21 protein-coding genes are annotated in these 22,575 nt (G+C 44.1%); 7 read left to right on the plus strand and 14 right to left on the minus strand.

All coding sequences use genetic code 11. The features are described 5' to 3' along the window. Positions 1-44: 44 nt before the first annotated feature. Positions 45-2,288 carry an AraC family transcriptional regulator gene (locus PUW25_RS14470; RefSeq protein WP_205052998.1) on the minus strand — a complete coding sequence of 748 codons (2,244 nt, stop codon included), beginning with the start codon at positions 2,286-2,288 and terminating at the stop codon, positions 45-47. Positions 2,289-2,501: 213 nt separating this feature from the next. Here PUW25_RS14470 and PUW25_RS14475 point away from each other — a divergent pair, with 213 nt between their 5' ends. Next, positions 2,502-3,245, plus strand: a complete 744-nt coding sequence (locus tag PUW25_RS14475; RefSeq protein ID WP_205052997.1) for a cupin domain-containing protein — start codon at positions 2,502-2,504, stop codon at positions 3,243-3,245. Between the two features lie 195 nt (positions 3,246-3,440). Then, positions 3,441-4,178: a class I SAM-dependent methyltransferase gene (locus PUW25_RS14480; protein ID WP_205052996.1), complete on the plus strand. Its 738-nt coding sequence runs from the start codon at positions 3,441-3,443 to the stop codon at positions 4,176-4,178. 59 nt (positions 4,179-4,237) lie between these two features. Here the strand turns inward: PUW25_RS14480 and PUW25_RS14485 are convergent, their stop codons facing one another. From PUW25_RS14485 to PUW25_RS14520, 8 genes are all read right to left on the minus strand, one after another. Further along, positions 4,238-4,747 carry a PTS sugar transporter subunit IIA gene (locus tag PUW25_RS14485; protein ID WP_205052995.1) on the minus strand — a complete coding sequence of 170 codons (510 nt, stop codon included), beginning with the start codon at positions 4,745-4,747 and terminating at the stop codon, positions 4,238-4,240. A gap of 208 nt (positions 4,748-4,955) precedes the next feature. Continuing rightward, complete coding sequence (locus tag PUW25_RS14490) at positions 4,956-6,020, minus strand: copper amine oxidase N-terminal domain-containing protein (RefSeq protein ID WP_274338379.1); 1,065 nt, start codon at positions 6,018-6,020, stop codon at positions 4,956-4,958. 406 nt (positions 6,021-6,426) lie between these two features. Further along, entirely contained in the window at positions 6,427-6,657 is a 231-nt protein-coding gene (locus PUW25_RS14495; RefSeq protein ID WP_047910369.1) for a helix-turn-helix domain-containing protein, read from the minus strand. 11 nt (positions 6,658-6,668) lie between these two features. Beyond that, the gene (locus PUW25_RS14500) at positions 6,669-7,145 is read right to left on the minus strand and encodes a DUF2975 domain-containing protein (protein WP_047910370.1); all 477 of its coding nucleotides are present in this window, start codon (positions 7,143-7,145) and stop codon (positions 6,669-6,671) included. A gap of 396 nt (positions 7,146-7,541) precedes the next feature. Then, positions 7,542-8,084 (minus strand): hypothetical protein, encoded by a 543-nt coding sequence (locus PUW25_RS14505; protein ID WP_047910371.1) that lies wholly within the window; start codon positions 8,082-8,084, stop codon positions 7,542-7,544. Positions 8,085-8,161: 77 nt separating this feature from the next. Next, positions 8,162-8,758, minus strand: coding sequence for a hypothetical protein (locus PUW25_RS14510; protein WP_047910372.1), 597 nt, complete (start codon positions 8,756-8,758; stop codon positions 8,162-8,164). Continuing rightward, positions 8,758-9,591, minus strand: a complete 834-nt coding sequence (locus tag PUW25_RS14515; RefSeq protein WP_047910373.1) for a hypothetical protein — start codon at positions 9,589-9,591, stop codon at positions 8,758-8,760. The genes PUW25_RS14510 and PUW25_RS14515 overlap by 1 nt, the downstream gene beginning before the upstream one ends. 230 nt (positions 9,592-9,821) lie before the next feature. Next, complete coding sequence (locus tag PUW25_RS14520; RefSeq protein WP_274337241.1) at positions 9,822-11,345, minus strand: MDR family MFS transporter; 1,524 nt, start codon at positions 11,343-11,345, stop codon at positions 9,822-9,824. A 299-nt stretch (positions 11,346-11,644) separates the two neighbouring features. Between PUW25_RS14520 and PUW25_RS14525 the strand changes: the two genes are divergently transcribed. Beyond that, complete coding sequence (locus tag PUW25_RS14525; protein WP_274338306.1) at positions 11,645-13,603, plus strand: anaerobic ribonucleoside triphosphate reductase; 1,959 nt, start codon at positions 11,645-11,647, stop codon at positions 13,601-13,603. Continuing rightward, a complete protein-coding gene (gene nrdG, locus PUW25_RS14530; protein WP_205052993.1) occupies positions 13,600-14,112 on the plus strand; it encodes an anaerobic ribonucleoside-triphosphate reductase activating protein in 513 nt (170 codons plus the stop codon). The genes PUW25_RS14525 and nrdG overlap by 4 nt, the downstream gene beginning before the upstream one ends. On the opposite strand, the gene PUW25_RS14535 is transcribed toward nrdG, so the two are convergent. Together PUW25_RS14535 and PUW25_RS14540 are read right to left on the minus strand one after the other, a co-directional pair. Continuing rightward, positions 14,109-14,744 carry a DUF1796 family putative cysteine peptidase gene (locus PUW25_RS14535; RefSeq protein ID WP_047910376.1) on the minus strand — a complete coding sequence of 212 codons (636 nt, stop codon included), beginning with the start codon at positions 14,742-14,744 and terminating at the stop codon, positions 14,109-14,111. The genes nrdG and PUW25_RS14535 overlap by 4 nt on opposite strands. 186 nt (positions 14,745-14,930) lie before the next feature. After that, positions 14,931-15,689 (minus strand): SDR family oxidoreductase, encoded by a 759-nt coding sequence (locus PUW25_RS14540; RefSeq protein ID WP_047910377.1) that lies wholly within the window; start codon positions 15,687-15,689, stop codon positions 14,931-14,933. A gap of 203 nt (positions 15,690-15,892) precedes the next feature. On the opposite strand from PUW25_RS14540, the gene PUW25_RS14545 reads away from it, so the two are divergent. Continuing rightward, a complete protein-coding gene (locus PUW25_RS14545) occupies positions 15,893-16,471 on the plus strand; it encodes a TetR/AcrR family transcriptional regulator (protein WP_205052992.1) in 579 nt (192 codons plus the stop codon). Between the two features lie 145 nt (positions 16,472-16,616). Further along, a complete protein-coding gene (locus PUW25_RS14550; RefSeq protein ID WP_193745988.1) occupies positions 16,617-16,787 on the plus strand; it encodes a hypothetical protein in 171 nt (56 codons plus the stop codon). A gap of 123 nt (positions 16,788-16,910) precedes the next feature. Here the strand turns inward: PUW25_RS14550 and PUW25_RS14555 are convergent, their stop codons facing one another. Beyond that, positions 16,911-19,616 (minus strand): alpha-L-rhamnosidase, encoded by a 2,706-nt coding sequence (locus PUW25_RS14555; protein ID WP_205052991.1) that lies wholly within the window; start codon positions 19,614-19,616, stop codon positions 16,911-16,913. 165 nt (positions 19,617-19,781) lie between these two features. Between PUW25_RS14555 and PUW25_RS14560 the strand changes: the two genes are divergently transcribed. Then, a complete protein-coding gene (locus PUW25_RS14560; RefSeq protein WP_205052990.1) occupies positions 19,782-20,639 on the plus strand; it encodes a helix-turn-helix domain-containing protein in 858 nt (285 codons plus the stop codon). A gap of 132 nt (positions 20,640-20,771) precedes the next feature. Here PUW25_RS14560 and PUW25_RS14565 read toward each other — a convergent pair whose 3' ends face one another. Further along, complete coding sequence (locus tag PUW25_RS14565; RefSeq protein WP_205052989.1) at positions 20,772-21,521, minus strand: glycerophosphodiester phosphodiesterase; 750 nt, start codon at positions 21,519-21,521, stop codon at positions 20,772-20,774. A gap of 142 nt (positions 21,522-21,663) precedes the next feature. Then, positions 21,664-22,515, minus strand: a complete 852-nt coding sequence (locus PUW25_RS14570; RefSeq protein WP_205052988.1) for an amidohydrolase family protein — start codon at positions 22,513-22,515, stop codon at positions 21,664-21,666. Positions 22,516-22,575: the final 60 nt, after the last annotated feature.

Here is a 22,575-nt window from a genome sequence, read left to right on the forward strand (position 1 = left end):
GAACTTCTTTTGTTTGACACATGCCTGAACTTCAAGCTTAATGATCATGCTTGCAGCTTCATTTTTCGATATGCTCCGGGTGTCACATGCTCTTTCTTTCGGAAGGATCTAATAAAATTCTGAGGATTCTGATATTGTAATCGCTCTGCAATGTCTTTAATGGTCATATCCGTATCCACCAGCCATTTTCTTGCGATATCTAGTCGATAATTCATCAGGAATTCTGTGAACGTCATGCCATATTCCTTCTTAAAGATGCTGCTCAGATAATTGGGACTATAGTGCAGTCTTTCACTGATGGATTCTAGTGACAACTCCTGATCGTATTCCGCTCGGATGATGGATGCAATGCGGTCGGCGATCGACCTGAATTGGTGATTGGTCTTCTCCTTCATGCATTTGACCATGGGCAGTATCACTTCATCGACCAGAATACGTTCAATCTCCTCCGGGTTGCGAATATTCAATAAGCGGTGGTACAAATTAGCGTTATCCGGAGTTAAGAGTACTTCAGCACCAATGTGCTGTTCTAGTTGAATCAAATTATTAACGAAGCGCATCAGTGTCACTTCCAGATTCATCGGGTTCTTGCTGTGCTTCATCATGTCAGCCAGCAATGGGTACAGCGAGCGAAGAACAGCACTCTCATCACCCAGCCGGATTGCATCAAACAGCTGTGTCTCAAGCTCTGCTGGATAATGAAGAACCATCGGTCCTGAGATGACCGTCGAGATATCATCAAAGAAGATGATCGACTCTTTTCCTAAATTAAGTCTGTGATGAAGGGCCTCAATGCTCATCTCGCCAGCTTCACGGCTCTTAAGCAAATCGGTATAACACTGACTTACCCCAATACTGACAGGCAGTCTTAAATATTCTCGTGAGGATCGGATGATCTGTTTGGCGTAGGTGATAATCTTCTTACGGATCTCCTGCTCGCTGTCTCCGTCGAACATAAGGATCGTAGCTTGCGTACGCTCATTCATAACAACCGGGAGCAGTCTTCCTTCCTGGGGAACGATGTCCTGTACGAGATTGTTTACCGCAAGCAGTAAAACATCCTTATCTGACAATTGTTTATCATGATAGCGGTCCAATTGTACGAGCATGGTCACATACACCTTGTCCTCTTGTACTCGATATCCGAAGCGTGACATACTGCGCCAAGCCTCTTCAGGTGTTAATCGGTTATGCAGCAGATTAAGTACAAACTGTGTTTCGAGCTTCGGCTTCTCCGCCTCCATTAAATGCTCCAGACTTTCCTTCTCTGATACGATTGAGTCAATAGATCTGATGATCCAGTCTACCTCGTCCTTCATCATCGGTTCGGAGCTGTTCGCTAAGCTGCGCTGGATCTTGCGAATCGGCTTAGACAGATACACGGACAAGAAGTAAGCGATGATAAAAATTAATATCATGATGATTAAGCCCATGACAACGATACCGATGCGTGTAGCAGACATCGCTTCACTAACCGCTTTATCATCCAGCAGCGTCACAAACGTCCAGTTATTATACGAGGATTTGGCATAAATGACATTCACTTCTGCCTGCGTATCGCCCGGGATCGCCAGCTTTCCTGTTTGCGGCCGACTGGAGACTGCATCCATGATTTGTTTGATCTGAACATCAGTCAGCTGAGGATGTTCCGTGTCCGCCGAGTACAGGAGCTCACCTTGCTTGTTCAAAATATAAACCGGTGTATCCGGCTGTGACTGCAGTGTGTTATTGAGCGTCTTTAACGATATAGAAGACAGCGCAATGGCTTGCTTATTGTTCGAGAATACGGGCAGGGTATGTACAAATTGAATTCCGTCCGCTGTCTTTACCCAGAATAGATCCTCGCTCTTTTCGCTTATATATTTATTGTACAATTCTCTTTTCTCTTCCCCTGTCAGCCTGGATAAGGAGCCATTGGCAATGCTCCAGTCTTGCTTCAGACTAATGAGAGAATACTGAACACCATCCAGCCCAAGTGAAGCAATATAATTCAGCTGGGAATTTACCTCCTGATAGGTCTGGAATTCCTGCTCTGTGAGCGGGTTATTGATTACATCAGTGAAGGATTTGGTTGTACTGTAAGTGTTAAAGGCATATTCAATCGTCTGAATCTTCTGCTCTAGTGTGTTTCGAATCTGGGAGATCAGACTTTGCTGACTGTCGCTAATTCGTTCAACGACAGAGTTAGTAGTCGACACATAAATATAACTTCCAAAGGATATAACGAGTCCCAAGCTCAGGATGAGAACAGGAATGAATATATTATAGAATGTCTTGCTCTTTCTCATTATTTCCGCTCCCTTAACCCCATGATATGAATTTGGATGTTCTTTTTACATTAATTTCAATTATAGCGCTTTCATATCAATTTCGACAAACCTTTTTCCTAAAACGATTAAAAATTATCGCACCCAGGAGCAAATCAAATGATCTAGGCATATGCTGAAAAAAACTTGCTCACGTACAGAATGTGGTGTACAGAATGGGAGGAACAGCAGCTCATGAAGACCAATCCAGTCTTACAATCTCCATCCCTCAATCTTAGCGGGGATTCCAATGCAGTCACTACTTATAAGAGAGATGCGCATAATTACATTACACAAATGTTTGCAGAGCAAATGCCTGCGATCGAAACCGGTTTTTTCAGTGCACATATGAGCAAGAATATCATCGTTCAGCCTCATTGGCACACGAACGTTAATGAGCTGGTGTATGTCATTAGCGGAGAAGTCGTAACCTCCGTGTTTGATCCTTTTACACAGAAGCTGATGTCCTATCGGCTGAGGCCCGGTCAGGTCTCCATGTTTCCTAAAGGTTGGTTCCACTGGATCGTGTCCATGAAGGACAATACACATTTCCTTACGATCTTTGATGAACCGACACCTGACATTGTTTACGGCTCTGACTTCCTTCGGTTCACACCGAAAGAAATTATGAATCTTGCTTACTGTGTAGATGAACAAAAATATGCGGAAGCGGCCCTACCTATTCAAGAATCTGTTATCCTTGGTCCACCGCCTGGCTGTAAAAAAGCAAAGAGCAGCTCGCAAGGAAAGAACAGCACGCATCGGACTATGAATCACACACCAGAACCGGTTGCACAAGGGAATAACATCCCTGCTCAAGGTGTTTTTCATCAATCAAGTTATGGTCCTCATGGATATTCGGACGATGATTACGAATGGGTCAAGGCCAGTCCGTATAATTATTATTATCCTCACAGCTCTTCACACTATCAGCCGTAGTAATGCATACAATTACAATAGACATTAAACCGCACTTTCATTACCCGTCATACGGGGTGAAGCTGCGGTTTTTCATATTGGATTGACTGCTCCTCAAGGTAATAATTGATTATAATGAGTCTATAGTCTAGATTCTTTTACCACGATTCCGTAGAGTCTTGAATGTTGATATGACTAGAGAAGGAGCCTGCCGTAATGAAGCAAAATAAATATGATGAATCGTCCTTTTTCAACGAATACAGCCGCATGCCCCGCTCGACCGGTGGATTGGAGGCCGCTGGGGAATGGCCCGAGCTGAGACGAATGCTCCCAGATCTTAAGGACAAATCCGTCCTTGATTTAGGCTGTGGTTACGGCTGGCATTGTCGCTATGCTGAAGAACAAGGAGCTACCTATGTACTTGGAATTGATATATCGGAGAAAATGCTGGAACGTGCAAGACTTCTGACTGATCACGAGCATATTGAATATAGAAGAGCTGCCATTGAAGATCTGAGTGTGGATGACGACTCATTTGAGGTGGTACTCAGCTCGCTGGCAATCCACTATATTGAAGACTTTGAGCACTTGTGTCATAAAGTACATCAGTTACTGTCGCCTGGTGGTCATTTTGTTTTCTCCGTGGAGCATCCGATGTTTACAGCACTGGAAGCCCAAGATTTCTATTATGATAACTCCGGCACTAAATTACACTGGCCTGTTGACAACTACCACCTGGAGGGAATTCGGGAAGCTAATTTTCTAGGTCATACGGTAATGAAATATCATCGTACCGTTGCCAGCTACGTAAATGGGCTCTTGTCTGCAGGCTTTCAGCTGACTCGTTTATCCGAGCTGAAGCCGACATCCGAGATGCTAAGCTCCAACCCAGCATACGAAGAAGAGCTGAGGAGACCTATGTTTATGCTTATATCTGCGGTTAAGGAACGCTGAGCCTGCATAAAAAAGACCTCATTTCTTAAATTCATGTAAGAAATGAGGTCCCACTCAACCTAATTTAGATGAACTTTAATGACACTGCCGGACTGCGCACTTACGCTGCCAGCGGATTCGTTCGGCTCCACACTTTTCACTGCATCAATGCCAGCTGGGATCAATACAGGAGTAATCACCGGATAGCCTGCTGCCTGAATTGCTGCCATGTCAAACTCGATCAGAAGCTGACCTGCTTTTACCTCATCCCCTGTGCTGACATGAGCCTTGAAGCCCTCACCCTTCATAGAAACGGTGTTAACACCGATGTGAATTAGTACTTGCACTCCTGTTACATGCTCAAGAATAACAGCGTGCTTGCTCTTCTCAATCAAATGAGCGACTTTACCATCAAAAGGGGCTACAACCTTGCCTTCTGTCGGCTCAATCGCTACTCCTTCACCCATGGCCTTCGAAGCGAAGGCTTCGTCCGGAACATTCGCGAGTGGAACTACATTTCCTGTCAGCGGGGCTGCAATATCAAGAACATCCATTTTTTCAGCAGATTTGCCTTTTAACCATTTAAACATCGAATCTCCTCCAATAATAAAACAATCATTTGTATTTATTTATATTTAGATAAAAATCTCTCCGTCATTCATCATAACATAATTCCGAAAAACGTTCGAAAACAAATCCTGTCTTTATCATGAATTTTTCACATATCAATTGTAATAATTTCCATATCATATTAAAAAGTCGATACCAGATGTGCTATATACACATGTCGTGATGGCTTTATTTCTGATGAGGAATATAGCTCACTTTGTCTGCTAGGAAACGACCTTCCTCATATTTGTAATCAATGATTACATCTCCTGAGAAAGTAACTGTGCTTGCCGATGCCCCAAGACGAGCAGTAAGCTTTCCATTATCAATGAAATAATAGACGACTGCGCCGAAGCCAAGCTCTGAATAGAAATGTTCCGGAGGAGGTCCTAGATATTCATCAAGTACATGCTTGATTTCCTCTTCCCCTTTTATTTTCACAGACGCAGTGACCTTCCCATCCTGCGTTGTAATAGAAGAATCAATCCATTCTTTGGTAATATCCTCGAAGGATTCAATCGGAATTTCCTTGTGATTTTGCAAATTTACAATGTGAACTTCCTTCTGCATCAGTCCTGTTCCATATCCGAGTGTATTGATGACTGCAAGCTCTTCTCGTCCGTCATTCGTAAGGTCCTCCACATAAATATCAGGCTTATAGCTCCAGTCCCACATGCCTTCCCAACTCGTAAAAGGATGAGAATCTCCATTAACGATAAGGTTCATGCCTTCTACATAATCATACTGATTCACCTGTGCTGCTTGTAATTGAATTTCTTCATGCTTGGGAACAGTCATTGTGTAGTAGCGATCGGTGATTAGATATAAGATTCGATCCATTTTATCAAATCGCATATCTGTGTCTGAGATTTCGCTGAGGAATGCAGCAGGCACCATGACACGATGATTAATTAATTGAACCGTTTCTTTTAAATTGTACACCTTACCTGCATATGAAACTTTTGTTGCACCGGGTTTAAGAGCAAAGGATTGTCCATTCATTCGCACAGTAGCGGTCTTGTCAGCATTATTCCAATTGATCTGGGCCTCCGACAGCTTGTGAAGCATCGTGATTGGAACCATCACCGTACCCTGCTCAAGATACGAGGAAGCTGTCAGAGTTCCTTGCTCGTCGTCAATATTCACTTGAATCTTTTTGTTCACTGCTGCTGATGCCTCGTGGTGGGGAAATCCGTGGACAGTCGATAATAACGTCGTAATCACACCCGTTAGGGCGATCCGTTTCCAGTTCATCAGTCCGCCTTCTTTCATTTCAGAGGTATGAGGCTCAATATGGAGAATTTTCTCTTCTTGGTAGGTTGTATCTTTCTTTTAAGTATTAATTGAATCAATTTCACTCTTGATTGAAGCAGCAAAAGGTATTATGAAATTGATTAAGTTACAACTTAATTAACCATTTTAAGAAATGCTATTCTGTTGGTCAACGATGAATGTAGAATTATAAATAACATTGGATCTACTTTGGAACAAGTTTAGGCTCCACCTTACTTTATAATCATACATATTAGATATTATGTAAACTGATTACAGCTTCTAGCCATGACAAAAATCAGCCGATCTAGTCAACGCTGTACCCTTACGTAAGTCTTCTTACTTCAAGGGGTTCGTCAACGGATCGGCTGAACGGATGTGATAATAATCAAAGCTCTGCTTCTGCTGAATCATCGTCCATTCGATATTCCAAAATATCTCCTGGTTGGCAATCTAATGCTATACATATCGCCTCCAGCGTTGATAACCGAATGGCTTTGGCCTTTCCATTCTTCAGTATTGAAAGATTCGCCATCGTGATCCCGATTCGCTCGGAGAGCTCTGTCACACTCATTTTTCTCTTCGCCAGCATGACATCAATATTTATAATTATGGCCATATTATTCCACCTCAGATGATTAGGTCATTTTCTGATTTAATCTCGATCGCTTCTTGCATAAGCTTCTGGAGAACGGCGGCGAATACGGCTACCACCAGGGGAGCAAAGATCAGTACCATGCCTATAATGATTAGACCCGGTGCGTCGTCTTTCTCTGCCAATAGAAAAATGAACGGCAGCATGATGACATACAGGATACTTATCGAGAATGCACAGATCTTAATCATTTTTAAAGCTTTAACTGAGATTATCGAGAACGCCTTATTCTTGTCAATGTAGCTCAGCAGTCGGATCGCTTGGAAGAGCCCCATACAGAATGGGATTACGGACACATACAGAATTGTTACAATCGGATAAAGCATATGCGCAAATTCTGGATTCACTGGGTTATTCAATAACCAAGGCAGACCAACAACACATAACACAAGCACCGGAATTCCGATAAGAAAAACAGCTGCTTTTAGAAACAATGTTGAACCTCGTTTCATACAAACACCTCACCAAAATAAATTTCATATTGAATTTAGCACATTATTTATCGTTTTACAATAAATTTTTACTCTTATTTATTATATAATTATTGTTAAAGGATTATTCCGCTTTGAATTCACTTCTCTTTGTCTCTATTTCTGATATAAGTACAACTACAAGATTGCGTAAGTTGGTATGAGCCAGAGAAAATAATTATTATCTTATTATGAAATTTTCAGGTGTTGAAATTATTTTATGTTAATACTTATACCATAGATTCTATGTGAACATTGTAATTATCGAAGTCATTATTACTATTATGAATTTTTCAGGTGTTGAGTAAATAGGTTGTTGGTTGTCGATAACAATAAAAAAACCGCTCCTTTATTCAAGGAAGCGGTTTGGTGTAACCGTTATTTGTTCTCATCTCGACCCGTGATGATCTCAAAACGATGCCCATACTTCATTAGGCTCGGATGAAGCTCTCTCGGCGTATCATTTATAATTAATCGGATCTTCTTGATCCATTCTTCAAAGAAGGAGTAAGAAGCGAACAAGTTCGCATACAAGGGAGAGATATATACGAAATGAGGTGCTGGATAGTACTCTGTCAAATGCCGTAGTGCAGCCTCCATCGGTGTATATTTCTTCCGCTTGCCCTCCCAGCCTTCAACCATAATGAGCCTCTCATTGGACTGCTCACGCTTCCAATCATGCAGCCGATCCTCTCTCTTATAGAAGGGCTGCGTATTGTGCTTCAGCATGCGCTTAATGGTAGCATCGTGAAGGGGATAGAGAACCAGCTTCTTGAATTGCTTGGATTCCGTTATTTTTAATGCGCTTGCCAGCTCCCTGTCCTCCACTCCGTCAAAGTCATCATAGTAAATCAGGGTTCCCTTGGTCGCGTCCTCCTTGGGTTCATACCCATAGGGAACGGAATAGACTTCCCTTGCCATGGCTTCCCTTCCCTTCTACAGTTATACCGTTATTTTAAACCAATACCTGTGTATTCAGTCATGAATCAATAAACAGTCTATACGCTGACAGATCCTTTCCACTTCTCAATGACTTTGGCCATCCGGAACAGCAGTGCAATGAACAGAAGATAGAATAGAAGCTGGATTATAGTGAAAATGAATATGGTCGATAATATCGTATCGTTCATATTAAATGCCAAGGGATACATGATCATGAGAAGGACATGTAGACCAAGTAATCCATTTTTTCTGAGACTGATCACTTCCTGAATCTTCACATTATGAAACACACCGGATTCTCCGATTACTGTGAGTCCTCTAAATATAAAGACAAGCAGGAACAGCGTAAGCAGACTAAGTAATTCCGCAAATATATGAACATACAGAGGAATAGAAGCAAAGCTGTTATAATCGACTGGCGGAACAAATATACCGGCTATGGACATGAATAATAAAATAAGGCTGAATCCTTTAGCTCGGCTAAAATCTTTGAAACGCTCACCGAGCCGGCTTAAGCCGAAGTATATCAAGATAAAACCTACAAAATCAGGCAGGATATCAATAGGACCCAAGTTTAAATCAATGAGTACAAATAGAAATCCCCATGCCATTCTGCGAAGGGGTGCCGCCGTGCTTTGTATGGATGGAGACATTAGTTCACCTCCTGTACAATGGACCGGATCTGTTCTTCGGAATAACTTAGATTATTGCTCATAAAGCTGAAATCTACAATTTCTTTGCCATCCGGTGTATTAAAATGCATTAACGCCAACGCTTCGTAGATCATGAACTCACTAGGATCCTCAGGAAGCTTCCACTGATATCTTAAGGTGATCCGATCGTCAGGGACCACTTCCTTCGGATAAGTGACCTGATCTGCCGGCTTACCGTACAGTGTAAAATCAATGAGTGAAGAGAGCTCTTCCGAATGGGTCATCTCTATCTTCGTTAGCCAGGCTTTAACCGCTACTCTCGGGTAATCATGACCGCTTCCATCTGAGGATGCTCCACTTGAACTCATATCCGTGACATATCCTTTATCAGGATAAGGCCGAATAACGATCTCACCAATCGGAACCGTCTCTGTAGAACCATCATCGTAATACACCTCAATCTCCCGAATGACGATGTCCTTGTCCTGTTCTGTATCTATCTTCGTATTCTCTTCCGGTCTGAGATCAATATAAAACCGTTTAAGATTCTGGTAATCATATTCTATTTGGGTTGTTGGACTTCCGATTGCGGTATGAGGCAGCTCTTTAATATGAATTTGGCTCACTTTCTTCCCCTGATCCTTATTCTCCAAAAAATAAACCTTGATCTCCGTAAGTTGATTAATGGCAGTCATATACTGCTTAGGAAATAACGGTTTATCAAGCTGCATGCTGTTGTAATAAGCCAGATTCCATACCCAGCTAAGCAGGAGCAGCAAGAAAAAGAAGGTCCATTTCCATACCGATTTCTTGTGTGATGTAAATTTAAGCAATCCTTACTTCCTTTCCATTTCAGTTTGTGTTTTTCTGCAAGACTATATATTACCATAATTATTAACTTTACAGACCCAAACTGCAGAAAAAAACCGCACATTTAATGATGCGCGGCTGCTCCTTCTTTCTAAACTCCACCAGTTTTGCAACTAAACAACTTGTTCCTTCTGTTCTGTTGCGCTGTTGCTCTGTTGCTCTGTTGCTCTGTTGCTCTGTCGCTTTACTGGTACTATTCTACTGCCGGATTCGCGGCCAGTTCCTTCACTTCTTCCTTCTGTTCAGGCGTTCCGTGGGAACCTCCGCCTGTGTTAACTCTGTTCACGAACAAAGCAATTACAAACCCGGCACAGGCAAGAATGAGCCCAATCATAAATGCATCCTGCACTCCAGCTGTCATCGCGGCAGCCTGCTCTGTCTGACCTGGGTTTGCTATCCCTGCAAGTGCTTTATTCTGACCGGATTGCATGATGGATATAAACACAGCCGCTCCAAGCGCACCAGATGTCTGCTGCAATGTACTCAGCACTGCGGTTCCGTGAGGATATAGCTCAGCAGGCAGAGCATTGAGTCCGTTCGTTTGGGAAGGCATCATAATCATCGCGATTGAAATCATCAGCACGGTTTGCAGTCCCATTACGATCCATGGCGATTGAAGAAGCTCGGTTTGCATAAAGCCAATAATCGTCAAGATGAGCATGCTGATGCCTGGAATTAACAACACCCTTGGTCCATACTTGTCGAATAGGCGGCCCATCACGGGAGACATCAGTCCGTTAAGAAGACCTCCTGGCAGCATGACAAGTCCTGTTGTTAGCGTACTGTACAGAAGGACCTGCTGCAGATATATAGGTAATACCAGCATCATGGCGAACATCGTCATCGTCACAATGATGGATAACACAACCGCAATAGTGAACATGGAATGACGAAATACCCGCATATCCATGACTGGTGTCTTCAATCTTATCTGACGCAATACGAAGAGAATCAAGGAGATTGCACCTGCACCAAGCACATAATAAACGTAACTGCTGACTGCCCCCTCACCGCCGCCTTCTCCAAGGCTTCCGAAGCCAAATACCAATCCACCAAAGCCAATGGTTGACAGTATAATCGAGATGACATCCAGTTTCGGTCTGGAAGTCCGTGTAACGTTCTTCAGTCTCCAATATCCGAATAGGATGGTCATCAATACAATCGGAGCAACCAAGAAAAACAGCCATCTCCAAGATAAAAATTGAAGTATAAAACCAGATAAGGTAGGTCCGATTGCAGGTGCAAACATAAGTACAAGCCCCACCAGTCCCATTGCAGCGCCTCTTCGTTCAATCGGTATGACAGCCAGAATAATGTTGGTCATTAAGGGAATAAGCACTGCCGTACCAATGGCCTGCACAACGCGTCCTGATATCAATATTGCGAAGTTTGCGCTGAAGCCGGCGATTAATGTACCTGTTAAGAAAAGAATCATAGCTGATAAATACAGCTGTCTCGTCGTAAAGCGTTGAACCAGGTAAGCAGACACCGGAATCAATACGCCGATTACAAGCATGTAGCTAGTTGACAACCACTGCGCCAAATGCGGCTCAATGCTGAGATCACCCATAATTTGAACCAGCGCAACGTTCAGCAGTGTCTCATTAAGTATGGCGACAAATGCCCCTGACAGCAGGACGGCAAGTAATTGGCCGACCTTCGGTATCTTTTTATCCTCTCCGCTCGCTGATATTCCTGCCTGCATATTTGCTTCCACTCCCATCCTCCTCCATCTTTGTTTTCATCGTTACTGATGAATTTTGCAATTCCAAGAAAAAATGCAATCCAAACATAGCATGGTTCCAGAGCTTTGTATCGGTGGTTTATGTCTTAAATCATTTTCTACCACCCTGCTTTAAGGCAGGTGTATGTCATAAACAGCAGCAAGCCACTGTGATATTTGTCATACCCATTTCTATATATAGTAATTATCATAAATATAAACATCTACATATTGTATGTATGTCTACATCATTTCATATATTCAAAATTCAAAGGAGGAGCAAAATGGCACAAATGGAAGCTGCGATGACAATGCAGAAGAAATCAGGTGACCTCCCCGATATGATCAAACGGATTATTGACTCAAAGGAACAGGATGTGCTTCGGGAAAATGCGAACTTGAACGGAGACTCTTTCAGTGGGAAGATGAGCAAGATTGGTTCTGAAGCATCTAAGGAATTCGCATTAAAACATATTCTCCCCCCTTATGTCGCACGAGCTGTTGAACAAGGATATATTTATGTTCACGATCTGGACCAATATGCACTGGGCACCACAAATTGTATATTTATTCCGTTTGACCGCCTGTTAGAACGAGGATTCAACACGGGGAATGGCTCGGTCAGAACACCAAGATCGATTATGTCAGCCATGGCACTCGTGGCCATTATTTTTCAATCTCAGCAGAATAGTCAGTTCGGTGGTGTATCCGCCAGCAAGATCGATTGGGACCTGGCTCCTTATGTGAATCGCTCCTTCATCAAACATTACCGCAAAGGACAGCGATTGTTTGAAGAAATTAGAGCAATCGAAGATACAGACATCCACTTTGCAAGCGAGAAGGCACGTTCCCTCTCACCCAAATCCTTCACATTTGCTCATGAAGAAACGATCCTAGAAACAAGACAAGCTGCCGAATCGCTGATACATAATTTGAATACCATGAGCAGCCGCGCTGGCGGTCAGATTCCTTTCACATCATTGAATTACGGAATGTGCACCTCACCAGAGGGGCGACTCGTGTCCCACTCTCTTCTCGATGCGGCGATCTCAGGCTTGGGTCATGGGGAAACGCCTGTGTTTCCGCAGCATATTTTCCAGTGCAAGCAAGGTGTAAATCAGCAGGAAGGCGATCCAAATTATGATCTGTTCTTAAAGGCAGTAGACTGCACCAGCCGCAGGCTGTACCCCAATTTTGTAAATGTCGATGCTTCATTCAACCTCCCTTACTATCGGGAAGGAGAACCAGATACGATTATTGCGACGATGGGCTGCAGAACGAGAACGATTGCAGATCGTTTTGGCAGAAACAGGCTGTCTGGGAAGGGCAATCTCTCTTTTAATACGGTCAATTTGGTCAAACTAGGCATTGAGCACGGCATCATTCTTCATCAACGGCGCTCGGCTAATCTGGACGGTTTTTATAAAAATCTGCATTATTCCATGGAGACTGCCCTCTCGGGTCTACTCCATCGATACTCACTCCAATCCATTCAGCCTGCCAAAGCTTCTGATTTCATGATGAGAGAAGGTGTCTGGGAAGGCGGAGAACAGCTACATCCTGACGAACCAGTTGGCGAGCTCCTGAAGCATGGGACACTCTCTATCGGATTCATTGGACTGGCTGAATGCCTCAAGGCCCTTCTTGGACAGCATCATGGGGAAAGTGAGCTTGCCTATAAGGAAGGAGTCAAAATTGTTGAAACGATGCGGGCATTCTGTGATCGCAAAAGTGAGGAGTATAACCTTAATATTACGCTCTTTGCCACTCCGGCAGAGGGGTTATCCGGCAAATTTACGCAGATGGATAGAGAACAATATGGACAGATACCTGAAGTCACGGATCGGGAATATTACACGAATTCCTTTCATATTCCTGTCTATTACTCCATGAGCTGTGCCCGAAAAATAGAGCTTGAGTCTCCTTTTCACGAATTGTGCAATGCTGGTGCAATCTCCTATGTAGAGCTGGATGGAAATGTTCGCCATAATCAAATGGCTTTACGCAAGATCATTCAGTATGCGCTCGCACAAAATATGGGTTATTTCTCTGTTAATCACCCGATTGACCGATGTCCTGATTGCGGATATGAAGGGGTTATCGGTACATCATGTCCCTCTTGTGGTGTGACTGAAGAACAAGTCCATTTTAGCCGGCTGCGCAGAGTTACAGGATACTTGACCGGAGATTACACAATCCGATTTAACGAGGCCAAGCAAGCTGAGGTACGTGATCGGGTGAAGCATCAATGAATATATGCGGGTATATCCCTGAATCCGTTAATGAAGGGGCAGGACTGCGAGCCGTCGTGTTTATCAGTGGGTGCCGGCATGCCTGCCCTGGCTGTTTTAACAAGGATTCATGGGATTTTGAGGCAGGCACACCATTTACAGAAGCAGAACAGATGCGCATCATTCGAGATATTAAACATAACCCTCTTGTGGATGGTTTGACTTTATGCGGCGGAGATCCATTTTTCTCGGCAGAGGAATGCATTCAATTTATCGAGCATTTCAAAGAGCATTGTCCTGACAAAACGATCTGGGCCTATTCCGGCTTTACCTTTGAAGCACTGCTTGCCAACAGGAAACGCAAACAACTTCTGCTTCTGTGTGACATGCTTATCGATGGGAGGTTTATAGAGGAGAAGAAGGACGTAAGTCTACTCTATCGGGGAAGTCGTAATCAGAGAATTATTGATGTAAAATGCAGCTTGAGGAGCAACAGAATCGTGCTATATAACGAGGGAGTAAGTTATTAATATTGCGTCGCATATATATCCTGAAGAATGTACCGCCAGATGCCATGATTGTCTTCAAACATATTATCGACTTGAGGGATCAGCAGGGTGCAAACGTTGGGGAGCTCCCAATCCATTTCTACCACATTTTGAACCGAAGCATGGTTAACTACCAAGAGCCTGAATTCACCTGCTGTGATCTGTTGCAATACATCAATCAGCTCAGACGTTTCATGCCGTGTAGCCTCTGTACGTAAAAACAAAGTTCTCTTGTTAAGGTTCATTCTATTCAAGAATCGTGCGGATCTACGCTCTATTTTATCTTGTAATATGGAATAGCTGGCTAAATGATGAGGGGTGTTCAGTACCAGTGGAAAATCATGATGTGAGTATATATCATATGCAGCATCTCTCACAATATAGCACTCTGCCAGTGGATTAACCCCGATTACAGCCATATTCTCAGGCTGCATCATATATTTGAAGCGATTACGAAGCAGCTCCGTTACACCTGACAGCTGAGGTGTAATCATCCAGTCGATGACGCCTGCCATTGTACGAATTCGGCTGTGATTCAACTGACTTGCAGCCAGACAATTGTGACCAAGACTATAAGCAACGTCATAGTGCCCTTTAATATCTGCCCACTTCACCAGATAGGATCCTCCTTTATAATTCACGTCTCCATATAGTAGATTACGTTAGTGCCATGGCTGCTTGTATTCCAATCTATTTATTGTTAAATTGATGCATTTGATATAATACCTTCACCCATAATTATTAAAAAAAGCCCGCTGTCAAACAGCGGGCCTTATCTATTCTATTTAAACACAACAATCTTAGTATGCCATCCATCCGGCATCTGCGCTAATTACCGTGCCGTTCACGAAGCTGGCTTCGTCGGATGCGAGGAACAAGGCAACCTGAGCAATCTCAGCTGGTTTACCGATACGTGGATTGATAGCCAGTCCTGCTTGGGAGCGGCCCATGCCATACTGACTCACTCCAGTCATGGATGCGCTGATGTTAGTCTCTACTCCACCTGGAGCAATAGCCACACATCTGATTCCTTCTTTAGCGTACATGAAGCCTGTATTTTTGGTGAAGCCAACAACAGCATGCTTGGATGCTGTATAAGAAGCACCTGCACGAGCACCTTGAAGTCCACCAGCGGATGCAATGTTGATAATAACGCCGCTTTGCTTCTCCATGAAGATCGGAAGCACTTTACGTGTAGCACGCATTACGCTCGTCGTATTGATAGCGAAAATACGCTCCCATTTCTCATCTTCAACCTCACCAGCCGGTTCAAAGTTGTCCATAATTCCGGCATTGTTCACCAGAACATCCACCGTACCGTATTTCTCCACTGTTGTATCAATCAGCGTATTAATATCTTCCAGAGAAGCGACGTTGGTCTTAATTGCAAAAGCCTCTCCACCCGCTGCTTTAATCGTTTCGACGGTTGCGTTAGCACCTTCTAGATTTAGATCGGACACGACAACCTTTGCTCCTTCTTGAGCATATAGGATCGCTGTTTCTTTACCCATACCGGAAGCAGCACCTGTAATAATAGCTACTTTGTTTTGAAGTCTCATTTTGTATAACCTCCTATATTATCGTATGCGTTTACATTGATAAAATAACGAACAATTGTTCATTAACTGTTCACTTTTATATTATAATGAATGTGCAAACAATTATTCAATCAGCAAAAAAGCAGCGATTTGTATGCTAACATACAATTACACAGTTAAATGTCTATTAACACATTTTCTATCTCAATAGGAGGTCTTCGAGAATGACGGATACGCATGATTCCATCGATCGTAGGATCGTTAAATCGAAGCAGGCACTGAAGGATGCACTCATCCAACTGATGAAAAAAAAAGAATTCAAAGAGATATCGATCACTGACTTGGTTCAGGTAGCTAATCTTAACCGCGGCACCTTCTACAAGCATTATCAGTATAAAGAAGATATATTAGAGGAAGTCTTAGATGATGTGATTTCCGATCTGATTGAATCCTATCGTGATCCTTATATGCATGTCGAGGTGCTGGATATCAGCAAATTGACCTCTGCTGCTGTAAAGGTATTTGATCATGTATATAAATTCGCTGATTTCTATATTCTGATCGTTAAATCAGACAAGTTATCCGGTTTCCAGAATCGTATCTGCAACGTACTGAAGGATCTGTCTCTCGAGAGCATATCAGAGCACGGACCACATACGAAGATCAATCCTGACATCCAAGCCAGCTACATTGCTTATGCTATCTTCGGCATTATTATTGAATGGATTAATGGCGGCCTTACCTTTAGCCCAGAATATATGTCTGAACAGCTGCTTGAGATTGTAAGTCAGAATAAAGAATGAATAAGAAGGTTATGTGAATTCCCATTGAAAATGGTGTCCAGCTGTCATTCCCTGAATGTTTCATTGATCCGAAACAGAGGTAATGACGTACATATTTACGCTGACCAGCGTGCATACTAAGTCAAGAATGGAAAGGGTGATTCTAGTGACTCACGATAAAACCGATCGCGGAGCTGGCGTGGAACCGATTCCTGAATCAGACAAGAACCATAAGCCTTTTGACGTACTTGATCAATCCGGTTCTATAACGAAAGCCAACTTGACCGAAGATATACTGGAGGCGCCGGATGAGGAACAGAAAACAAAAAAGCGATAAGCAGGAAGCGCGGGGTATTTGGCTCTCATCCGCATATCGTCGCAGCTATTCCGCGCTTCATCATTCTCATAAGACGTATAAGCCTACTGACGAATAGTAGGCTTATACGTAATATTCAGTAAATCATGAATATTTATAGCTGAACACATACTCGCCTGAGCCTGCTCTAAGCTCTACCGCTTCAGCTGTACTGGTTATTTCTATTATTCCTTTCACATCCTCTACGGGATGACCGCTTTCCAATAAATGAGCGTGATCCGCTCCCTCCAGAATAATCTTAGCTTCTGCATTTACTGGAATCTGAATTCGTACCGTTCTAAGTCCCTTATCTTCTTGCCATGACGATTCAATCCGTCCGTAAGGGGAATCCAGCTTAGCCGAAGCATGCTTAAGCTGTCCAGCTGCAAATCTTGGATGTATGCGTATCTTTTTATAAGCAATATCCGAATCCTCCATATCAAGACCTGCAAGATACCGATACATCCAGTCGCCAATTGCACCATAGGCATAATGGTTATAGGAGTTCATATCATCACTCCAGAAAGAGCCATCAGGCTTGATGCCATCCCAATGCTCCCATATCGTTGTGGCCCCTTGCGTAACCGAATACAGCCATGATGGATAACTATCCTGCAGCAGTAATTTAACGGCGGTCTCATGATAGCCATTTTCAGACAAGACGATGCACAAATAAGGCGTTCCTACAAAACCGGTCGTTAAATGATAGCCGTTCTGCACGACCATTCGGTTAAGTTCACTTGCTGTTCTTCTTCTGGTGTCTCCTTCAACGAGGCCAAACATTAGTGCAAGTACATGAGCAGTCTGCATAGGAGCAGCCAGACGACCGGCAGGTGTGACAAATTCATTCAGATAAGCTCTTCGCACCTGATACAGCAAATCACTGTATTCCTTTACGTCTTCGGATCTGCCCAGAACGACAGCCGCATTTCTTACGAGATCAACAGAATACGCATAGAACGATGTAGCAATCAGATCGAGTGGTGTCGCCCCCACGTAGCTGTTCTCCTTCGCATCTAGAGCAAGCCAGTCTCCGAAATGATGACCAGTATTCCATAAATATTCGTATTCACCTTCGCCTCGAATATAGTTCACCCAAGCCTTCATACTGTCATACTGCTCGGACAAGAGCCTGATGTCTCCGTAGCATTGGTACTGTGTCCAAGGACAGATGACCGCCGCATCGCCCCAAGCTGCCGAAGTATCTTTATTCCATTTCAAAATGTTCGGAATCGTAAAGGGTACACTTCCATCTTCTCTCTGATCAGCCGCCAGATCCCGCAGCCATTTGGCGAAGAAGGGCGCCACCTGATAATTAAATGCGGCTGTACGTATAAATACCTGAGCATCGCCGGTCCACCCGAGACGTTCATCCCGCTGCGGACAATCGGTTGGAATATCTACAAAGTTGCCGCGTTGTCCCCAAACGATGTTGTGCTGAAGCCGATTCACCCGTTCGTCTGAGCAGTCGAATTGTCCCGTCTGAACCATATCAGAATGCATGACTTCCCCTGTGAAGCCCTTTAGGAGTACCGAATCATCAAGCTCCTCAAGCCCTACAATACGAACATACCTGAATCCCATGAAGGTAAATGCCGGTGCATAGTTGTCTTCACCATTTCCCCGTGCTGTATATACGACTAACTGCTTCGCACTTCGCAGATTGCCGGTGTAAAAATTCCCTTCCCGATCCAGTACTTCCGCATGATCTAGCGTAATCTTCGTCCCTGCATCCAGATTCATATTCATCCGGATACGTCCAACCATGTTCTGCCCCATATCGAGCACCGTTTCACCACGAGGAGTATGCAGTACCGACACCGGATGAATCGTTTCCGTTACCTTCACTGGCCAGTTCTCTTGTGCGATCAGCGGATGATACGGCAAATCCGATCGAGAGACGTCCTCCCAGCCGCTGTCATCATAATCGTATTTACTCCATCCTGCCTGCTCAAGTCTCGCATCATAGATTTCACCATCATAGATACTGGTGTAACGAATAGGTCCTTCTGATGATTTCCATGTCGTATCTGTTACTACAACCTCTTCACTGCCATCTGCATATTGCACATGCAGCTCAAGCAGGACGGCACGATGCTCTCCATAAGCGCTGCGATATCCCTTCTCCCAGGAGATGCGCCCTGAATACCAGCCATCTGCTGCTTGAATGCCGATACCATTACCGCCTGCTTGCAGATAACGAGTTACATCGTACGTTTGGTATTGATGCCGGTGATGATAGCTGGTCCATCCTGGGGCAAGCAGCTCCTCGCCGACGCGTTCCCCATTTAAATGCAAGTCGTACAAGCCTGCTGCCGTAGCATACACTCGGGCAGATACGATATTCTCCTTCAGCTGGAACGTTGTTCGGAGCAGTGAAACAGGTGGTGAATCAGGCCATTCCTGAGCCTGCTGCACAGCGGGCAGCTGCTTCGGCATAATCCATTTTGCCTGCCATTCACCAGAGTCAAGAAATGCGGTCTCCCACCATCCTGTACTGCTCCACTCGGAACAATTGCCCTGCTGTTCCCACACTTTAACTCGGTAATAGTAGCGTGTTCTGGACTGTAGAGCGGGACCGGTATATTCAATATGAATGGATTGATCTGATTCAATCCTTCCGGTATCCCATAGATACAGGCTGAAGTCAGGCAGATCTGAGACAACAAGCTGATACGCCTGCTGCTTGATTCCTCTTTCCTTCGAACTCAATTTCCATCCAAATCGGGGGACGAACTGATCGGTCCCGAGTAATTCCTCACGATATTCACAGGTGACTTGGCTCACTGAAAGTGCTGCTTGTGGATTCATCAACCTCTCCTGCCTTCCTTTGTCGAATGTCGAATATCTTCCCTTGTGTTTTTCCCTCTTTCATTTTACGATGAATGATAGCGCTTTATATGGTGTAATCAGACAAAACATACAGACTGATCAGACATTATTTAAGAAGAGACAATACATGAGGAGGCAGGCGATATGATCAGTGCCAAACGGAGAATCGATATGATCAGAGGCGAATCCTTTTTTTCACAGGGTTTACCGTTATATCTCAATCGCAGTGTGGAATCATATGAGCTATCCGAGCATCAGCATGACTTCTTTGAGATCAGCTATGTTGCTGAAGGCAGCGGCACACATATCCTGAGCAGTACGAGCCTGCCGGTTAAGCAAGGGGATCTCTTTTTACTGCCCCAAGGTACGTCTCATGTCTTCAGACCTCACGGCATAACGAGCGGACAGCCGCTTATTGTCTACAATTGTATATTAGCACTTGAAGAATTTAGACAGTCCGTGGCTCCCATTCCTGGCAGCGATGTGCTGAACACCCTGCTGACAATGCATGAATATCGCCAATACAGTGATAAATATGGAAAACTACTTACTATATTCCAGCAATTACACCAGGAGTACCAAGCTCAGAAGGTTGGAAGAGAGCTCGCACTGTACAGTGGCATCTTACAGCTGCTCCTGCTCATTAACCGAATGGAAACGGCAGAGGATCCTAGAGAAGGTGAGAATTCCATTCATCTGGAAGCGGTACTAAGTGAGCTGCATGAAAGATATGGCTATCGAATCACCGTACAGGAAATGGCGCATAAAATGGGGCTCAGTGAGCGGCAATTCCATCGAGTTTTTAAACGCCATATGGGGATGAACATGACCGATTATCTGCAAAATATAAGAATCCATGCGGCAGGACGTCTGCTTCGTACGACCTCGCAAAAAGTCAGTAACATCGCATCCGCTGTAGGGTATCAGGATGTGTCCTATTTCAATGCTCTATTCAAACAGAAGACAGGTTGCACGCCAATTGAGTATCGACGGATGATTTGAATTTCTATTTGAATTCCGCAAAAAAACAGTGCCGGTATGGACATCAGTCATGTCTGCATCCGAGCACTGTTTTATCGTATCTATATGGGCCAGCAATACCTACAGATCTGATTCATTATGCTTCTATGCTGACTACTTCAGACTCGCTTGAAGCTCAGCCAATACTTGCTGTAACTTCTCCGGGTAATCTGTAATGATTCCACTTACTCGAAGCTCTACCATACGTTTCATATCCTCTGTTTCATTTACCGTCCAGGGATACACCTCAAGTCCTTTTTCCAGAGCCACGGCTAACTGGTTGTCTGTGAGCTGCTTATAGTAAGGATGAAGGGAATACGTATTCACTCCTACTGCATCTGGCAGCAATTCAGGATGCTGAAAATCCTGATGGTACAGAAGTCCGAGCTTAATCGTAGCATCGAGAGCTTGAAGCTTCTGTAATGCTCCAAAGTGGAAGGAAGAAACGACAACCTGTTCTGTCCGGTCATATTCCCGCAGGAGGTTGACCAGCTTCTGTTCGATCCCTGCTTCCAGTCCACCTTTAATTTCTACGTTAATCATCAGATCCTTAGGTGCTAATTCAAAAACTTCTCTCAGCGTAGGGATCTTCTGCCCTTGATACTGCGCATCGTACCAGCTCCCGGCATCGAAGCTTCTCAGTTCGTCCAGGGTCATATCCTGAACCGCTCCCGTACCATCTGTTGTACGGTCAATCGTGTAATCATGAATGACCATGATCTCCTCATCCTTGGAGAGATGAATGTCCAGTTCAAATGCATGACAGCCTTGCGTAAGAGCAAGCTCGAAAGAAGCCAGTGTATTTTCGGGTGCTACTCCCGCTGCTCCCCTGTGTGCGATAATGATAGGCATCGTCGAATTCATTGGTCACACTCCCTGATTGTCATTGGATTCATTGCTTCGCTTACGACCTGTACGGACATGTCGTTCATGTTAAGTATATGAAGTTCAGGAGATGAGTTCTACCTTTTTGTGTTAAAAGATGCAAACAGCTTCGGACCAGGCTTTACATTTCATCAATGTTATAGAATCGTGCACAATTCCCTCCCAGAATACGGGCTTGGATCTCAGATGGAAGCGGATGAATATACGCAGTAACTACACCCATCACTGCTCTGTAATCCCGGCTCACCGTGCAAACAGGCCAATCAGAGCCAATCATCAATCGTTCCGGACCAAAGGCTTCAAAGACGGTATCCAGGTAAGGGACAAAATCCTCCGACCTCCAATGTGCCCAGTCTGCTTCGGTTACCATTCCAGACAGTTTACAATACACATTAGGTGACTTGGCGAGCTCCTGTATACCACTTCTCCATGAGTCCAGTTGCCCCTTCCCCTCCATAATCCTAGGTTTTGCTAAATGATCCAAGACAAACTTCTGCTCCGGGAACATTTGTGTTAAGGCTGCCGCATTCGGAAGATGCCGCTCATGTATAAGCAGATCATACGTTAATCCATACTTGCTCAAGAGACGGAGTCCGCGAAGAAAATCATCCCGCAGCATAAAGTGATCATCAGGCTCATCCTGAATTAGATGTCTGATTCCCTTCAGCTTAGGATGAGCACTGAATCTCTCCAATTGCGCTGACACCGCCGGTGAACATAGATCGACCCAGCCGACCACACCGTAAATAAATTCAAATTCATCCGCAAGCGAGAGGAGCCATTCAGTTTCGTGGAGTGATGGTCTAGCTTGAACGGCGATCGAACCATCAAATGACAAGGAATCCAGAAGAGGCTTTAGGTCTGCTGGCATAAAGGGCCTTTTTAAAGCTTCATGACGATCATCAATCCAAGGATAATCACCGGATGCATAATCAATAAAATGCTGATGGGCATCGATACGAACTGTGCTCATTACATCCCTGCTTTCTATGAATCTATTCTTTCATCTCCTTCTCATTTCTTTCGATTTCTT

Origin of the sequence: Paenibacillus urinalis, assembly GCF_028747985.1 — a bacterium.
Lineage (GTDB): Bacteria > Bacillota > Bacilli > Paenibacillales > Paenibacillaceae > Paenibacillus > Paenibacillus urinalis.

Coding starts and splice junctions, on each gene's coding strand:
- PUW25_RS14470 (WP_205052998.1), bottom strand. CDS start 2,288: ATGAGAAAGAGCAAGACATTCTATAATATATTCATTCCTGTTCTCATC.
- PUW25_RS14475 (WP_205052997.1), top strand. CDS start 2,502: ATGAAGACCAATCCAGTCTTACAATCTCCATCCCTCAATCTTAGCGGG.
- PUW25_RS14480 (WP_205052996.1), top strand. CDS start 3,441: ATGAAGCAAAATAAATATGATGAATCGTCCTTTTTCAACGAATACAGC.
- PUW25_RS14485 (WP_205052995.1), bottom strand. CDS start 4,747: ATGTTTAAATGGTTAAAAGGCAAATCTGCTGAAAAAATGGATGTTCTT.
- PUW25_RS14490 (WP_274338379.1), bottom strand. CDS start 6,020: ATGAACTGGAAACGGATCGCCCTAACGGGTGTGATTACGACGTTATTA.
- PUW25_RS14495 (WP_047910369.1), bottom strand. CDS start 6,657: ATGGCCATAATTATAAATATTGATGTCATGCTGGCGAAGAGAAAAATG.
- PUW25_RS14500 (WP_047910370.1), bottom strand. CDS start 7,145: ATGAAACGAGGTTCAACATTGTTTCTAAAAGCAGCTGTTTTTCTTATC.
- PUW25_RS14505 (WP_047910371.1), bottom strand. CDS start 8,084: ATGGCAAGGGAAGTCTATTCCGTTCCCTATGGGTATGAACCCAAGGAG.
- PUW25_RS14510 (WP_047910372.1), bottom strand. CDS start 8,758: ATGTCTCCATCCATACAAAGCACGGCGGCACCCCTTCGCAGAATGGCA.
- PUW25_RS14525 (WP_274338306.1), top strand. CDS start 11,645: ATGGAAGCTGCGATGACAATGCAGAAGAAATCAGGTGACCTCCCCGAT.
- nrdG (WP_205052993.1), top strand. CDS start 13,600: ATGAATATATGCGGGTATATCCCTGAATCCGTTAATGAAGGGGCAGGA.
- PUW25_RS14540 (WP_047910377.1), bottom strand. CDS start 15,689: ATGAGACTTCAAAACAAAGTAGCTATTATTACAGGTGCTGCTTCCGGT.
- PUW25_RS14545 (WP_205052992.1), top strand. CDS start 15,893: ATGACGGATACGCATGATTCCATCGATCGTAGGATCGTTAAATCGAAG.
- PUW25_RS14555 (WP_205052991.1), bottom strand. CDS start 19,616: ATGAATCCACAAGCAGCACTTTCAGTGAGCCAAGTCACCTGTGAATAT.
- PUW25_RS14560 (WP_205052990.1), top strand. CDS start 19,782: ATGATCAGTGCCAAACGGAGAATCGATATGATCAGAGGCGAATCCTTT.
- PUW25_RS14565 (WP_205052989.1), bottom strand. CDS start 21,521: ATGAATTCGACGATGCCTATCATTATCGCACACAGGGGAGCAGCGGGA.
- PUW25_RS14570 (WP_205052988.1), bottom strand. CDS start 22,515: ATGAGCACAGTTCGTATCGATGCCCATCAGCATTTTATTGATTATGCA.